Source organism: Peribacillus sp. NPDC058002, from assembly GCF_042886655.1.
Lineage (GTDB): Bacteria > Bacillota > Bacilli > Bacillales > DSM-1321 > Peribacillus > Peribacillus aracenensis.
Genome location: NZ_JBHVQU010000094.1, coordinates 1 through 15,537, shown reverse-complemented (window position 1 = coordinate 15,537; position 15,537 = coordinate 1). Strand labels below are relative to the sequence as shown.

At 41.8% G+C, this 15,537-nt stretch carries 14 protein-coding genes; all 14 read left to right on the top strand.

Features of this window, described 5'->3' with window-relative positions; genetic code table 11:
- A partial coding sequence (locus tag ACFVSH_RS16085) for a His/Gly/Thr/Pro-type tRNA ligase C-terminal domain-containing protein (RefSeq protein WP_387706845.1) occupies window positions 1-365 on the top strand: 365 nt, incomplete at its 5' end.
- A gap of 159 nt (window positions 366-524) precedes the next feature.
- On the top strand, window positions 525-4,847 hold the full coding sequence (locus tag ACFVSH_RS16080) for a PolC-type DNA polymerase III (protein ID WP_387706842.1): 4,323 nt from the start codon (window positions 525-527) through the stop codon (window positions 4,845-4,847).
- A 193-nt stretch (window positions 4,848-5,040) separates the two neighbouring features.
- On the top strand, window positions 5,041-5,514 hold the full coding sequence (gene rimP, locus ACFVSH_RS16075; RefSeq protein WP_387599958.1) for a ribosome maturation factor RimP: 474 nt from the start codon (window positions 5,041-5,043) through the stop codon (window positions 5,512-5,514).
- A 43-nt stretch (window positions 5,515-5,557) separates the two neighbouring features.
- Complete coding sequence (gene nusA, locus ACFVSH_RS16070) at window positions 5,558-6,688, top strand: transcription termination factor NusA (RefSeq protein WP_076366463.1); 1,131 nt, start codon at window positions 5,558-5,560, stop codon at window positions 6,686-6,688.
- A gap of 15 nt (window positions 6,689-6,703) precedes the next feature.
- Window positions 6,704-6,979: an RNase P modulator RnpM gene (rnpM, locus tag ACFVSH_RS16065; protein ID WP_061462443.1), complete on the top strand. Its 276-nt coding sequence runs from the start codon at window positions 6,704-6,706 to the stop codon at window positions 6,977-6,979.
- A 4-nt stretch (window positions 6,980-6,983) separates the two neighbouring features.
- Window positions 6,984-7,289, top strand: a complete 306-nt coding sequence (locus ACFVSH_RS16060) for a YlxQ family RNA-binding protein (RefSeq protein ID WP_061144653.1) — start codon at window positions 6,984-6,986, stop codon at window positions 7,287-7,289.
- A gap of 19 nt (window positions 7,290-7,308) precedes the next feature.
- A complete protein-coding gene (gene infB, locus ACFVSH_RS16055) occupies window positions 7,309-9,465 on the top strand; it encodes a translation initiation factor IF-2 (RefSeq protein ID WP_387706840.1) in 2,157 nt (718 codons plus the stop codon).
- On the top strand, window positions 9,462-9,743 hold the full coding sequence (locus tag ACFVSH_RS16050) for a DUF503 domain-containing protein (protein WP_260284282.1): 282 nt from the start codon (window positions 9,462-9,464) through the stop codon (window positions 9,741-9,743). Before infB ends, ACFVSH_RS16050 begins: the two co-directional genes overlap by 4 nt.
- A gap of 17 nt (window positions 9,744-9,760) precedes the next feature.
- Window positions 9,761-10,129, top strand: coding sequence for a 30S ribosome-binding factor RbfA (rbfA, locus tag ACFVSH_RS16045; protein WP_034313607.1), 369 nt, complete (start codon window positions 9,761-9,763; stop codon window positions 10,127-10,129).
- 157 nt (window positions 10,130-10,286) lie between these two features.
- Window positions 10,287-11,207, top strand: a complete 921-nt coding sequence (gene truB / locus ACFVSH_RS16040; RefSeq protein ID WP_387706838.1) for a tRNA pseudouridine(55) synthase TruB — start codon at window positions 10,287-10,289, stop codon at window positions 11,205-11,207.
- A 33-nt stretch (window positions 11,208-11,240) separates the two neighbouring features.
- A complete protein-coding gene (gene ribF, locus ACFVSH_RS16035) occupies window positions 11,241-12,191 on the top strand; it encodes a bifunctional riboflavin kinase/FAD synthetase (protein WP_387599967.1) in 951 nt (316 codons plus the stop codon).
- 135 nt (window positions 12,192-12,326) lie between these two features.
- Window positions 12,327-12,596: a 30S ribosomal protein S15 gene (rpsO, locus tag ACFVSH_RS16030; protein WP_053345367.1), complete on the top strand. Its 270-nt coding sequence runs from the start codon at window positions 12,327-12,329 to the stop codon at window positions 12,594-12,596.
- Between the two features lie 319 nt (window positions 12,597-12,915).
- The gene (gene pnp / locus ACFVSH_RS16025; protein WP_260284285.1) at window positions 12,916-15,033 is read left to right on the top strand and encodes a polyribonucleotide nucleotidyltransferase; all 2,118 of its coding nucleotides are present in this window, start codon (window positions 12,916-12,918) and stop codon (window positions 15,031-15,033) included.
- A 156-nt stretch (window positions 15,034-15,189) separates the two neighbouring features.
- The gene (locus tag ACFVSH_RS16020; protein ID WP_387706836.1) at window positions 15,190-15,471 is read left to right on the top strand and encodes a hypothetical protein; all 282 of its coding nucleotides are present in this window, start codon (window positions 15,190-15,192) and stop codon (window positions 15,469-15,471) included.
- Window positions 15,472-15,537: the final 66 nt, after the last annotated feature.

Here is a 15,537-nt window from a genome sequence, read left to right as displayed (position 1 = left end):
CCCGTACACGAGCCGCTGTTGCTGAACAATTCAACGATGAAAAAGGGTTGGTCTGGCCAGCGAATTTAGCGCCATACCAAGTCCATTTGATTCCAATCAATATGAAGGATGAGGCTCAGGCTGCCCTGGCAGAAGATTTATATAATGATCTAAAGGCACAAGGCATGGAAGTTCTTATGGATGATCGTCAAGAACGTGCGGGCGTAAAATTCGCAGACTCTGACTTGATGGGTCTTCCTGTCAGGGTGACTGTTGGTAAAAAGGCATCCGAGGGAATCGTTGAAGTGAAAATCCGTAAAACGGGTGAGGTTCTTGAAGTTGAAAGAGCTGAACTGACTCAAAAGCTTCACGAAATAATGGCATAATTTAAAAATAGCGGAATTAGGCATCATTCAATTGGATGATGCCTTTCCTTTTCATGGATTTGGATACTAGTGAAACATTCATGATATGTTATAATAGCCTCTGGTATCAAAAGAAAATGATTGTGAAAAATAAGAGATAGTAGATAGGGGAGAGAGGGAATGGATCAAAATCCAAATAGCGGTAGAGAGAGATTTCAACTCTTGCTCCAGCAAATGGGCTTGACTGAGGATGCCTTTGTGAATTATTTCATAGGTGCCGAAATTGATAAACTCTCAATCGAGAGGGAGTCCAAAACATGGCATTTTGCCTTTAATATACCTGCATTAATTCCTTGCAGTGTTCATACAAGACTTGCTACTCATCTGGCAAGTACGTTTTCCCATATTGCAAAGGTCACATTCAACTTGAATGTGGCCAATCCGCAAGTGACGGAACAATTGGTGAAGGAGTATTGGAAAAACTGCATTGGCGAGCTTGAAGGCATGTCTCCTGCACTGTTATCACTTCTAAATGAACAAGTTCCAACGGTAAATGGATATAAGCTTATCGTTAGCGCCCGGAATGATGCGGAGGCTGGTCAGTTGAAGCGAAAATACTCCGGCATCATTTCGAATATCTATCAAACATTCGGTTTTCCTCCGTTGACACTTGAAGCGGAAGTGAAGGAAACGGTTTCGAATCCTGATTACCAAAAGTTCTTAGAAGAGAAACAAAAGGAAGACGCAGAAAAGGGACTTGCTGCCCTAGTGGAAATGCAGAAAAAAGAATCGGAAAAAGGCGGGGACGATGCCGTCTACGATGGACCGGTTAAAATTGGCTATACGATTAAAGAAGATGCGGATTTCCGCAGAATCGAACAAATTATTGATGAAGAGCGCAGGATTGCTATCGAAGGCTTCGTATTTGATGCAGAAGTGCGTGAGTTACGCAGCGGACGAAGCCTGTTGACTTTTAAAGTCACAGATTATACGAGCTCGATATTGGTCAAAATGTTTTCCCGTGATAAAGAAGATGCTGCCATACTTGCCCGAGTGAAAAAAGGGATGTGGGTACGTGCCCAAGGCAGCATCCAAAATGATACATTCGTACGTGACCTAGTAATGATCGCAAATGATATAAATGAAATTTCTAAACAAGGACGGCAGGATAAGGCTCCAGAAGGGGAAAAGCGTGTAGAACTGCATATGCATACCCCAATGAGCCAAATGGATGCAGTGACGCCTACTTCTGCGCTTGTTGCCCAGGCAGCAAAGTGGGGGCATAAGGCTGTAGCCATTACAGATCATGCGGGAGCCCAATCATTCCCTGAAGCTTATAGTGCCGGGAAAAAGAATGGTATCAAAATCCTTTATGGTGTCGAAGTGAATCTGGTAAATGATGGTGTGCCCATAGTTTATAATGAGGCGCATATCGCTTTGGCAGATGCCACCTATGTTGTGTTTGACGTAGAGACGACAGGCCTATCAGCCGTTTATGATACGATCATTGAATTTGCTGCAGTGAAAATTCGTGATGGTGACATTATTGATCGCTTCGAGTCTTTTGCTAATCCGCATCATCCACTATCCAATACGACGATAGAATTGACTGGAATCACTGATGATCTTGTAGAAAATGCTCCGGAAGTCTCGGAAGTACTAGAAAAGTTCAAGGAATGGGCGGGCGATGCGATTCTGGTTGCTCACAACGCAGCCTTCGATATGGGATTTTTGAATATAGGCTATAAAAACTTGGGTTATCCTAAAGCTTCCAATCCTGTTCTTGATACATTGGAACTTGCCCGTTTCTTATATCCGGAGTTTAAAAATCACCGGTTAAATACATTATGTAAAAAGTTCGATATTGATTTGACCCAGCATCATAGGGCCATTTATGACGCCGAAGCTACAGGATACCTTATGCTGAAGATGCTAAAGGATGCAATGGAAAAGGAGATTACCCATCATGATCAACTTAATGACAATATGGGTAAAGGAAACGCTTATCAGCGTTCCCGGCCGTCTCATTGTACGCTGATTGCGCAAACACAGGCTGGCTTAAAAAACCTTTTCAAATTAATTTCAATATCACACATAGATTATTTCTATCGTGTGCCCCGACTACCACGCTCACAACTTAAAAAGTATCGTGAAGGAATCTTGGTCGGATCGGGATGCGATAAAGGGGAAGTTTTTGAAGGGATGATGCAGAAGGGTTTTGAGGAAGTCGTCGATATCGCCGAATTCTACGATTATCTTGAAATCCATCCGAAGGAAGTGTATAAGCATTTGATTGAGCTTGAATATGTACGGGATGATAAATCATTGGAAACGATCATCTCCAATATCGTCAAGCTTGGTGAAAAATTGGATAAGCCAGTCGTAGCCACGGGAAATGTGCATTATTTAGATCCGAATGATAAAATTTACCGTAAAATCCTTGTGAATTCACAAGGTGGCGCAAATCCGCTGAATCGCCATAAGCTTCCTGACGTACATTTTCGGACGACAGATGAAATGCTGCGGGAATTCTCCTTCCTCGGTTCTGAGAAAGCCAAAGAGGTCGTGGTAACCAACACGAATAAAATCGCTGATATGATTGAAGAAATCAAACCTATCAAGGATGAGTTATACACACCTAAAATTGAAGGTGCAGAAGAAGAGATGCGTCAAATGAGTTATGGAATGGCAAGGAAGATTTATGGAGAGAACCTGCCGGAAATCGTGGAAGCCCGTCTTGAGAAAGAATTGAAAAGCATCATTGGCCACGGTTTTGCCGTTATTTATTTAATTTCCCACAAACTTGTTAAAAAATCCTTGAATGATGGTTATCTAGTTGGTTCAAGGGGATCGGTTGGATCATCTTTCGTTGCCACCATGACGGAAATTACAGAGGTGAATCCGCTTCCGCCGCATTATGTATGTCCGGAGTGCAAGAAATCCGAATTCTTCAATGACGGTTCTGTAGGTTCCGGGTTTGACCTGCCAGATAAAGACTGTCCCGATTGTGGCATTGCTTATACAAAAGACGGGCATGATATCCCGTTTGAAACCTTCCTTGGATTTAAAGGGGATAAGGTTCCGGATATTGACTTGAACTTCTCCGGTGAGTATCAGCCGAAGGCCCATAACTATACGAAGGTCTTATTCGGTGAAGAATATGTATATCGTGCCGGAACGATTGGTACGGTCGCTGAAAAAACGGCTTATGGATATGTAAAAGGGTATTCCTCTGATAATAACATCCACATGCGTGGAGCCGAGACTGATCGCCTTGTTGCCGGTTGTACTGGTGTGAAAAGGACGACTGGACAGCACCCGGGGGGAATTATCGTTGTTCCGGATTATATGGATATCTATGATTTCACACCAATTCAGTTCCCTGCGGATGACAGGAATTCTGAGTGGAAAACAACTCACTTTGATTTCCATTCCATTCACGATAATATTTTGAAACTTGATATACTTGGTCACGATGATCCGACTGTAATCCGGATGCTTCAAGATTTAAGTGGCATCGATCCAAAGACCGTCCCTACCGATGATCCGGAAGTAATGAAAATATTCAGCAGTACTGAATCTTTAGGAGTTACCGAAGAACAGATCATGTGTAAAACGGGTACGCTTGGCATACCGGAATTTGGTACGCGCTTTGTCCGGCAGATGCTTGAAGATACGAAACCTACGACATTTTCCGAGCTTGTTCAGATTTCAGGGCTTTCCCACGGTACGGATGTATGGCTGAGCAATGCACAGGAATTGATCCACAACCGCATATGTACACTAAGTGAGGTTATAGGCTGCCGGGATGATATTATGGTCTATCTGATATACCAAGGCCTAGATCCTTCCCTAGCGTTTAAAATCATGGAATCTGTTCGTAAAGGGAAAGGGCTCTCGGAGGAATTCGAAGAGGAAATGAGGAAAAATGAGGTGCCGGAATGGTATATCGATTCATGTAAGAAGATTAAATACATGTTCCCGAAAGCCCATGCTGCAGCTTACGTCTTAATGGCTGTTCGGATTGCCTATTTTAAAGTGCATCTGCCTTTATTGTATTATGCAGCCTATTTCACAGTACGTGCCGATGATTTTGAAATCGACGCCATGACACGGGGGTCGCAAGCGATCAAATCAAAAATGGAAGAAATCATGGTAAAGGGATTGGATGCATCCACAAAGGAAAAGAATACATTGACGGTTCTTGAACTTGCTTTGGAAATGTGTGAACGCGGATATTCATTCGCTAAAGTGGACTTGTACAAATCCAGTGCAGATCAATTCTTAATTGAAGGAAATACTTTGATACCGCCATTCAATTCGATACCTGGTCTTGGAACGAATGCGGCGATCAATATCGTCAACGCGCGGGAAAATGGTGAATTCCTTTCCAAAGAAGACCTTCAACAACGGGGGAAGGTTTCGAAGACCATCCTTGAATACCTTGATAAACAAGGCTGTCTGGAGTCATTGCCTGAACAAAATCAGTTATCTTTATTTTAAAGAGGAAACTGATTCCAAAAAGGAAGAAACAGACATGATATTTGCATAAATATCTTGATTATGGTATATTTTTATTGGAAATACTAAGAGGAACCAATGGCAAGAGTGGGGAAACCCACTCTTTCGTGTTGTATTGACCATTTAATTTTGAATCCGAAACCAAGCGCATACAACGCACGTATGGAGGAAACAAATGAGTAAAAAGGTAACGGAAGTCGTAGAGGAATTAGCAATACCAATTCTTGAAGAATTGCAGCTTGAATTAGTCGAAGTGGAGTATGTGAAGGAAGGTAAAAGCTGGTTCCTTCGAGTGTACATTGATAAAGAAACAGGCGTAGATATTGATGATTGCGGAAATGTGAGTGAAAAACTCAGTGAAAAGCTTGATGAGGTTGATCCGATTCCACAAAATTATTTTCTCGAAGTTTCATCACCCGGAGCTGAAAGGCCTCTGAAAAAAGAGAAGGATTTCCTTAATGCTATCGGTAAAAATGTTTACATAAAAACATATGAGCCCATTTTAGATGAAAAAGAATTCGAAGGAATCTTAACCGGTTTCGATGGTGAAGAAGTGACACTCGAGGTCAGAATCAAAACAAGAAAGAAAACAATCGTCATACCATTCGAAAAGGTAGCCAAAGCGAGATTGGCGATTACCTTCTCTTAAGTCAAGCAAATCATTAATTTAAATATCCGTAAGGGGGATCACCATGGGCAATGAGTTATTGGATGCTCTCTATATTTTAGAAAACGAAAAAGGAATTTCCAGGGAGGTTTTGATCGACGCGATTGAATCTGCCCTTATATCGGCATATCGCCGTAACTTTAACCAAGCACAAAATGTACGTATCGACTTGAATCTTGGTAAAGGAACTATGCGTGTATTTGCCAGAAAAGACGTTGTTGACGAAGTGTTCGATTCGCGTCTGGAAATTTCTGTTGAAGAAGCAAGAGCAATTGATCCCAACTATCAGTTAGAGGATATTGTCGAAATGGAAGTAACACCAAAGGATTTCGGCCGTATTGCAGCACAAACAGCAAAGCAAGTCGTCACTCAAAGAGTGCGTGAAGCTGAACGGGGCATCATTTATGCCGAATTCATCGATCGTGAAGAGGATATCATGACTGGCATCGTTCAACGCCAGGATTCCCGATTCATTTATGTGAGCCTAGGTAAAATCGAAGCTTTGCTCCCAGTGAATGAGCAAATGCCGAATGAACAGTATAAACCTCATGACCGCATTAAAGTTTTCATCACTAAAGTTGAAAAGACTTCAAAGGGCCCGCAAATTTTTGTATCCCGTTCACACCCTGGCCTTTTAAAACGTTTATTCGAAATCGAAGTGCCTGAAATTTTTGATGGAACAGTGGAAATTAAGTCAGTTGCCCGCGAAGCAGGCGACCGTTCAAAAATATCCGTGCACTCCGATAACGAAGAAGTCGATCCTGTCGGTTCTTGTGTAGGCCAAAAAGGACAGCGTGTTCAGGCGATCGTCAATGAATTGAAAGGTGAAAAGATCGATATCGTTAAATGGTCGGAGAATCCGGTCATTTTCGTTGCGAATGCTTTAAGCCCTTCAAAAGTACTTGAAGTTATCGTTAAAGAAGAGGAAAAGGCGACGACTGTAATCGTTCCGGATTATCAACTTTCCCTGGCAATTGGTAAGCGTGGACAAAATGCCCGTTTAGCTGCCAAGCTTACAGGCTGGAAAATTGATATCAAGAGTGAAACGGAAGCCCGCGAAGCTGGTATTTATCCTGTGGAAGAACAGGAATTCCTTTTGAGCAGAGATAGTTATGTTACTGAAGAGGAAACAGATTTCGAAGAGGATAACGAGTAATTCGAGGTGAAAAAGATGAATAGCCGAAAAAAAATCCCGATGCGTAAATGTGTGGCAACAGGTGAAATGAAGCCGAAGAAAGAACTCATTCGCATCGTTCGATCTAAAGAAGGGGAAGTCAGCCTTGATCCGACCGGAAAAAAATCGGGAAGGGGAGCTTATTTGACTCTTGATCGGGATGTTATCGAGCTGGCCAAAAAGAAAAATGTGCTGGCTAATCACCTTAGTACTCAAATCGATTCTTCCCTTTATGAACAATTGCTTGAATTAGTGAATAAGGAGAAAAACTAACAACATGACCCAACAACAACAATGGATGTCTCTATTAGGTTTGGCCAATCGAGCACGCAAGCTAATTTCGGGTGAAGAATTAGTGGTTAAAGAGATTAGAAGCGGTAATGCCAAAGTTGTTATTTTATCCGCGGACGCTTCAAAAAACACTGAAAAAAAAATATCTGATAAGTGCGCATTTTATCAGGTTCCTTTAAAAAGAGTCGAAAGCAGGTCAATGCTCGGCCATGCGATAGGTAAGGATGCTAGAGTTGCCGTCGCAGTTCTGGATGAAGGTTTTGCACAAAAACTCCGAACGCTGCTCGATTAAATTTTACGGGGGTGAACGTATGACAAAATTGCGTGTATATGAATATGCAAAACAAAAGAACGTTTCAAGCAAGGATGTAATAAATAAACTTAAAGAAATGAATATAGAGGTAACAAACCATATGACAGCATTAGACGATTCAACTGTAAATAAATTAAACGATTCAATCAAACCTAAAAACGAAGATAAAAGCCAAGCTGCTGAACCAAAAGCTAACGCTACAGTCGCGAAGTACGAAGCTGAAGCGGATGAAAAGAGCACAGTCAATAAAGAAAAGCTGAAGAAGAAACCACCAGTTAAACCTGTAGGTACGAAAAAACCAACAGGTCAGTTCAACAAGGGTCGCAATAACAAGAATAAAAATAATAAACAAAGACAACAAGCGCCTCAGGCACCTGTTACAAAACGTAAAGAAAGAGAACTTCCAGAGAAAATTACGTTTTATGAGTCTTTGACAGTTATGGAACTTGGAAAAAAACTTCACCGTGAACCTTCTGAAATCATTAAAAAGCTCTTTATGCTTGGTGTTATGGCAACAATCAACCAAACTTTGGATAAAGATGCAATTGAATTGATTTGTGCGGAATACGGTGTAGTGGCAGAAGAAGAGATTCGTGTTGACCTAACAGACCTTGAATCACTTGTCACTGAGGACGCTTCTGAAGATTTGATTGAACGTCCGGCTGTCGTGACGATCATGGGACACGTTGACCATGGTAAAACGACATTGCTTGATTCTATACGCCATACAAAAGTTACTGAAGGCGAAGCGGGCGGGATCACTCAGCATATCGGTGCATATCAAGTTAAAGTAAACGATAAGAAAATAACTTTCTTGGATACACCAGGTCATGCCGCGTTTACAACAATGCGTGCCCGCGGTGCACAAGTTACCGATATCACCATTCTTGTCGTCGCAGCGGATGATGGCGTTATGCCTCAAACGATTGAAGCAATCAACCATGCCAAAGCGGCGGAAGTTCCAATTATCGTCGCAGTCAATAAGATGGATAAAGAGGCTGCCAATCCGGACCGTGTCATGCAAGAATTGACAGAACATGGTTTAGTTTCTGAAGCATGGGGCGGAGACACAATTTTCGTACCAATTTCAGCTAAAAACGGTGAGGGAATCGATAGCTTGCTTGAAATGATTCTTCTTGTAAGTGAAGTTGAGGAGTATAAAGCGAATCCATCCCGTAAAGCAAATGGAACGGTTATCGAAGCACGGTTGGATAAAGGGCGCGGATCGGTTGCCACTTTGCTTGTTCAAAACGGAACGTTGAAAATCGGTGATCCGATTGTTATCGGTAATACATTCGGACGTGTTCGTGCTATGGTCAACGATCTTGGACGCCGTGTTAAGGATGCAGGTCCTTCAACACCGGTTGAAATCACTGGATTGAACGAAGTGCCACAGGCCGGCGATCGTTTCATCGTCTTTGAAGATGAGAAAACGGCCCGTCAAGTTGGGGAAGTGCGTGCACAGAGACAACTTGCTTCACAACGTAATGAGAAATCCCGTGTAACCCTGGATACATTATTCGAACAAATGAAAGAAGGGGAAATCAAAGAATTGAACATCATTCTAAAAGCTGATGTTCAAGGTTCTGCGGAAGCAGTGGCCGCTTCCCTGAATAAAATAGAAGTAGAAGGCGCTAAAGTGAAAATCATACACATTGGCGTCGGTGCCATTACAGAGTCTGACATCATCCTTGCTACAGCTTCGAATGCAATCGTCATCGGATTTAACGTCCGTCCTGATGTGAATGCGAAGCGTGCAGCTGAATCAGAAAATGTTGATGTCCGCCTTCACCGCATCATCTATAAAGCGATCGAAGAGATCGAGTCGGCTATGAAAGGGATGCTTGACCCTGAATTCGAGGAAAAAATTATCGGTCAGGCAGAAATTCGTACGACTTTCAAAGTATCCAAGGTAGGTACGATTGCCGGATCTTACGTTACAGAAGGAAAAATTACACGTGATAGCGGTATTCGCTTAATTCGTCAAGGTGTCGTCATTTACGAAGGGGAAATTGATGCATTGAAACGTTTTAAAGATGATGTAAAAGAAGTGGCAACGAACTATGAGTGCGGTATTACGATTAAAAATTACAACGACCTTAAAGAAGGCGATATAATTGAAGCGTTTGTAATGGAAGAGATCGAACGTAAATGATCGTTGGCTCTGTCCAATGTGAATGCATCATCCATGACACCCATTCTTTGAAAGAAAAAAGGGCCGTGCTTCAGCGTGTCATGACACGGCTTAAGCAGAAGTTCAATATTTCTGTAGCAGAGACCGATTTTCAGGATTTATGGCAGCGGACAAGGATTACTATCGTAACCGTAACATCCTCAAGGAAGGCTACTGAACGGGAACTTCAAAATGCCCTTAAATTTCTAGATTCTTTTCCGGAACTAGAGCGAACAATAACAGATATAGACTGGCTTTAGGCTATCGAGGTGATATTATGAGCCTTCGTTCAAATCGTGTTGGCGAACAAATGAAAAAAGAGCTGAGTGAAATTATCGGCCGAAAAATTAAAGATCCAAGAATCGGATTTGTAACAGTGACGGATGTCGCGGTTACAGGCGATTTACAACAGGCAACAGTTTATATTTCCGTTTTGGGTGACCAGGAACAAAGGGAGAAAACCCTGCAAGGTCTTGCTAAGGCGAAAGGATTCATGCGTTCAGAAATTGGGCAGAGAATCCGCCTGCGCAAAACCCCTGAGCTGTTTTTTGAATTTGATGAATCGGTCGATTATGGTAATCGCATCGAGTCGTTGATTTCCCAAATCAATTCAGAGGATAAACCGGCTGAAAAAGACGAGGAATAAGCAAGCAGTAAAAGGAGGCCGACTCAATAAGTGCTTTGCACTTCTTGATGTCGGTCTCTTTTTTTTGAAAAAGGAAAAACACCCACCTTTCGGAATTGGAATTCATTTTGCTTTATGATAATAGTTTAGGGTGTTTTATAAATGATGAGGTGAAAGCGTGAACGGTATTCTTCCATTATGGAAACCCAGGGGATTGACATCCCATGATTGTGTTTTTAAATTAAGAAAGATTTTAAAGACAAAAAAGGTTGGGCACACAGGTACTTTAGATCCTGATGTAACAGGGGTTTTGCCTATTTGTATTGGCAGGGCAACTAAGATAGCCGAATATTTGACAGAAGCCGGTAAAGCGTATGAAGGGGAAGTGACCCTTGGTTTTTCAACGACAACTGAAGACGCAAGCGGTGAAAAAGTGGAAGAGAAAAAGATTGATCAAGTGATTCAGCGTAAACGTATTCTTGATGTGCTGGAATCATTGACTGGAAAAATTGAACAGACGCCGCCAATGTTTTCAGCGGTAAAAGTAAACGGGAAAAAGTTATATGAATATGCCCGTGCAGGGATAGAAGTGGAGAGGCCGACAAGGGAGGTCACCATCCATGAAATTACCCTTCTTGATGATCGTTCTGAATTTAAAGGGGAAACCATTTCTTTTCGTTTTCGCGTCAAATGCAGCAAAGGAACGTATATTCGGACGCTTGCAGTCATGATGGGTGAAGAACTGGGTTTTCCTGCCCATATGTCAGACTTGACGCGTATTGAATCAGCAGGTTTTAAGCAGGAGGACTGTTTTACATTTGCTGAAGTGGAAGAGTTCATGGAAAGTGGAAAAACAGATGAATTTCTGTTGCCTTTGGAGCGGGGATTATTTCATTTGCCCAAATTTCAGATTAGTGATAAAGTAGCAAAGAAAGTACTTAACGGTGCGGTATTGGAACAAACAAAGGATGTTGTTGTTGAAAAAGGAAAGCCTTTTGTGATGGTCGATCCAGCAGATAAGGCCATTGCCATTTATCAAATACATCCGACAAAAGTGGGATTAATTAAACCTGTAAAAGTATTGGCACAAGAATTATAGACCGTTTTACCGTCGGAAAGAGGAGATTGAAAGGTGAAAGTGATCGCAATAGAGCATCCTCATCAATTTAATTCGGATGATTTTCCCGAGCTTGTAATGGCGCTTGGATTTTTTGATGGTATACATAAAGGTCATCAGATTGTTATTCAAACCGCCAAGAAAAAAGCCGATGAAATGAATCTTAAGTCAGCAGTCATGACATTTGACCCGCATCCTTCTGCAGTACTGGGTAGGAAAACGGAAAATATCCGCTATATCACTCCACTTGAAGATAAGGTGGATATCATAGAGTCGATGGAGATCGATTATTTATTCATTGTCCATTTCAGCAAGGAATTTGCTTCGGTACTGCCGGAGCGGTTCGTTGATGAATACATTGCCGGGCTGAATGTTCTTCACGTAGTTGCAGGCTTTGATTATTCATACGGCCGCTATGGTCAAGGGTCGATGGAGGATTTGCCTGTTTACGCACAGGGAAGGTTTTCGCAGACAGTCGTTGAAAAACAGACACTTGAAGATGAAAAGGTTAGCTCGTCGAGAATCAGGGAAACTCTCGGTAATGGCAACTTTTCCGACTTTTATCATTTGGCTGGCCGCCGCTATTTAACGAAAGGTCATGTCGTTCACGGTGAAAAGCGGGGCAGGAAGCTGGGTTTCCCCACCGCTAATATTGAAGTAAGTGACGATTATATCTTTCCTGCTGCAGGCGTATATGCCGTCAGGATCAAAATAAGCGGTAAATGGTATAATGGAGTTTGCAATGTCGGCTACAAGCCTACGTTCCACGAAGAAAAACCTAAGTATCCCACTGTAGAGGTTCATGCATTGGAGTTCTCGGGTGATATTTATGGCAACCAGGTATCGGTGGAATGGCATACAAGACTTCGGAGTGAACAGAAATTTTCCGGACTTGAAGCATTGGTCGCTCAGATTGAAACGGATAAGCAAAATGCAATGGCCTATTTTGCAAAACTTGAAGCATAAAAGACAAGACTTGCAATTTTAATGAAAAACATGTATTCTATTGTATGTATGAAAATAACCATTGCTTGGCTAGTCGAGACTCCGACGCTGGCTCGGTAATAGGTGATTTTACAGAATTTTAGGAGGAATAATAACATGGCAATTACACAAGTACGCAAAAACGAACTTATCGCTGAGTTCAGAACTCACGATACTGACACTGGATCTCCAGAAGTTCAAATCGCAGTATTAACAGAAGAAATCAACAACTTGAACGGTCACTTACGCACACACAAAAAAGACCACCATTCACGTCGCGGTCTTCTAAAAATGGTAGGTAAACGTCGTAACCTTTTAACTTACCTACGTAACAAAGACGTTACTCGTTACCGTACACTAATTAACAAATTAGGTCTACGTAGATAATTTTTTCAGGAAGGCGGGAAATTTCCCGCTTTTTTGATGTTAATCAAATGATTTGGACGTATTCTACTTAAGGCTGGGCCTTCGTCCTTGGGACTCGGCAGGAGCCGGGTCCTTTTCCATTTATAAATGATCAGGATATACATAATCAAATGAATGAAATTTTTATTCATTTTACTGTTAATGCTTGTTTTTTTCGTGCATAATAGGAATAGTTTGGTTTTAACTCGAGTTCAGTTACTTTCACATATAAATGATTTAATCCAATACAGGTTTAGGTAAACTAAGCCTCTAAGTGAAGATTCAGAGAGGGGTTTAATAAATGGGACAGGAAAAACATACGTATTCATTTGACTGGGCCGGCCGTAATGTAACGGTAGAGATAGGGCAATTAGCCAAACAAGCGAACGGAGCAGTTTTAGTCCGTTATGGAGAAACTGCTGTATTAAGTACTGCAACAGCTTCAAAGGAACCTAGAAATGTCGACTTCTTTCCTTTGACAGTGAACTATGAAGAAAGACTTTATGCAGTCGGTAAAATTCCGGGAGGCTTCATCAAACGTGAAGGACGACCAAGTGAAAGGGCAATTCTTGCAAGCCGCTTAATCGATCGTCCAATCCGTCCGCTTTTCGCAGATGGCTTCAGGAACGATGTTCAGATCATCAGCATGGTCATGAGTGTCGATCAAGATTGCTCTACGGAAATGGCAGCCATGCTAGGTTCTTCCCTTGCACTTTCTGTTTCCGATATTCCGTTCGAAGGTCCAATTGCTGGAGTTGTAGTGGGGAGAATCAACAATGAATTCATTATTAACCCTACTGTTGACCAACTAGCCAAAAGTGACATCAATCTGACGGTTGCCGGCACTAAAGATGCTATCAACATGGTTGAAGCCGGAGCAAATGAAGTACCAGAGGAAACCATGCTTGAAGCAATCATGTTTGGACATGATGAAATCAAGAAGATCATTGCATTCCAAGAGAAAATCGTTGCTGAAATCGGCAAAGAGAAAATGCAGGTCACTTTATATCAAGTGGATGCTGAACTGGAAGCAGAAGTGAAAGGCCTATGTGAAGCAGAATTGAACAAAGCTGTACAAGTTCAGGAAAAACATGCTCGTGAAGACGCCATCAAAGCAGTAAAAGATCGTGTGTTGGTTCATTATGAAGAAGAGACTGATGAAGAAAAATTAAAGCAAATCAAAGAAATCCTGAATAAATTGGTCAAATCCGAAGTACGCCGTTTAATCACGGAAGAAAAAGTGCGTCCGGATGGCCGTAATCCTGACGAAATCAGACCATTATCATCAGAGGTTACCATTCTGCCTCGTACTCATGGTTCCGGATTGTTCACGCGCGGACAAACCCAAGCGCTATCCATTTGTACATTAGGTGCTCTTGGTGATGTGCAGATTCTGGACGGACTTGGTACCGAAGAGTCAAAACGTTTTATGCATCACTATAATTTCCCGCATTTCAGTGTTGGGGAAACTGGCCCTATCCGTGGGGCAGGACGCCGTGAAATCGGTCATGGTGCACTTGGTGAAAGAGCATTGGAGCCTGTGATTCCAAACGATAAAGACTTCCCATATACAATCAGACTTGTTTCTGAAGTCCTTGAATCAAACGGTTCAACATCACAAGCAAGTATCTGTGCAAGCACTTTGGCAATGATGGATGCCGGTGTTCCATTGAAAGCTCCAGTTGCAGGTATTGCTATGGGTCTTGTTAAAACAGGTGAGCACTATACAATCTTAACGGATATTCAAGGTATGGAAGATCATCTGGGGGACATGGACTTTAAAGTCGCAGGGACTTCAAAAGGTGTTACTGCCCTGCAAATGGATATTAAGATCGAGGGTCTTTCAAGAGAGATTCTTGAAGAAGCTTTACTACAAGCCAAACATGGCCGGATGCATATTTTGGAATCAATGATGTCAACAATCAATCAACCGCGTGAGCAGTTATCCAAATATGCTCCAAAAATCGTTACAATGTCCATAAATCCGGATAAAATCCGTGATGTAATTGGACCGAGCGGAAAACATATCAACAAAATCATTGAAGAAACTGGCGTGAAAATCGACATCGAACAGGATGGAACGGTATTCATATCTTCTACTGATGAACCAATGATTCAAAAGGCGAAGAAAATCATTGAGGATATCGTACGTGAAGTCGTCGTGGGTGAACTATACTTAGGTAAAGTTAAACGTATCGAAAAGTTCGGTGCCTTCGTTGAAATCTTCAATGGCAAAGACGGTTTGGTACATATTTCTGAACTGGCTGAAGAAAGAGTCGGAAAAGTGGAAGATGTCGTTTCACTTGGCGATGAATTATTGGTCAAAGTTACTGAGATCGATAAGCAAGGAAGGGTAAACCTTTCCCGTAAAGCGGTCTTGAAAGAGCAAAAAGAGGCAGCCAATCCTTCTCAATCGTAATGGAAAATGAAAATCCGGCATGCGATTCCTTGTGAATCTGCATGCTTTTTTTGTTTGAAAATATTGGAATATCGATATTGCGATGGCGTTATAAGCATGTCATGTTCTACCTTGTCCGTTTTCTTCATACATTTTGGTATGAAGGGGGCGTAAAAAATGAATAATAAATGGAAGCAGATAGTTGCGATAAGTGCCATTGCAGGTATATCATGGTTATTAGTGCAAAATCCATATACACAAGTTTATTTGACCCAATTAACCAATGATTCAGTTGCTTCAATGAAGCAAGAAGACGAGCTTCTTTTACAAATAAAAGAATCAACAAAAAAATATGAGATTGCACCACAGGATGCACGAATAGATTCTGTTTGGAAAACCGTTCCTGCATATAACGGCCTGAAAGTAAATATTGATGAATCGTATAAAGCCCTGAAGTAGGAGGTCGGGTTCGATAAGGCAATGCTGGTCTTTCAGCAGGTACCTGTAAAGTGGCATATGGAGGAT

Coding starts and splice junctions, on each gene's coding strand:
- nusA (WP_076366463.1), top strand. CDS start 5,558: ATGGGCAATGAGTTATTGGATGCTCTCTATATTTTAGAAAACGAAAAA.
- rpsO (WP_053345367.1), top strand. CDS start 12,327: ATGGCAATTACACAAGTACGCAAAAACGAACTTATCGCTGAGTTCAGA.
- ACFVSH_RS16050 (WP_260284282.1), top strand. CDS start 9,462: ATGATCGTTGGCTCTGTCCAATGTGAATGCATCATCCATGACACCCAT.
- infB (WP_387706840.1), top strand. CDS start 7,309: ATGACAAAATTGCGTGTATATGAATATGCAAAACAAAAGAACGTTTCA.
- ACFVSH_RS16080 (WP_387706842.1), top strand. CDS start 525: ATGGATCAAAATCCAAATAGCGGTAGAGAGAGATTTCAACTCTTGCTC.
- rnpM (WP_061462443.1), top strand. CDS start 6,704: ATGAATAGCCGAAAAAAAATCCCGATGCGTAAATGTGTGGCAACAGGT.
- rbfA (WP_034313607.1), top strand. CDS start 9,761: ATGAGCCTTCGTTCAAATCGTGTTGGCGAACAAATGAAAAAAGAGCTG.
- rimP (WP_387599958.1), top strand. CDS start 5,041: ATGAGTAAAAAGGTAACGGAAGTCGTAGAGGAATTAGCAATACCAATT.
- ACFVSH_RS16060 (WP_061144653.1), top strand. CDS start 6,984: ATGACCCAACAACAACAATGGATGTCTCTATTAGGTTTGGCCAATCGA.
- ACFVSH_RS16020 (WP_387706836.1), top strand. CDS start 15,190: ATGAATAATAAATGGAAGCAGATAGTTGCGATAAGTGCCATTGCAGGT.
- pnp (WP_260284285.1), top strand. CDS start 12,916: ATGGGACAGGAAAAACATACGTATTCATTTGACTGGGCCGGCCGTAAT.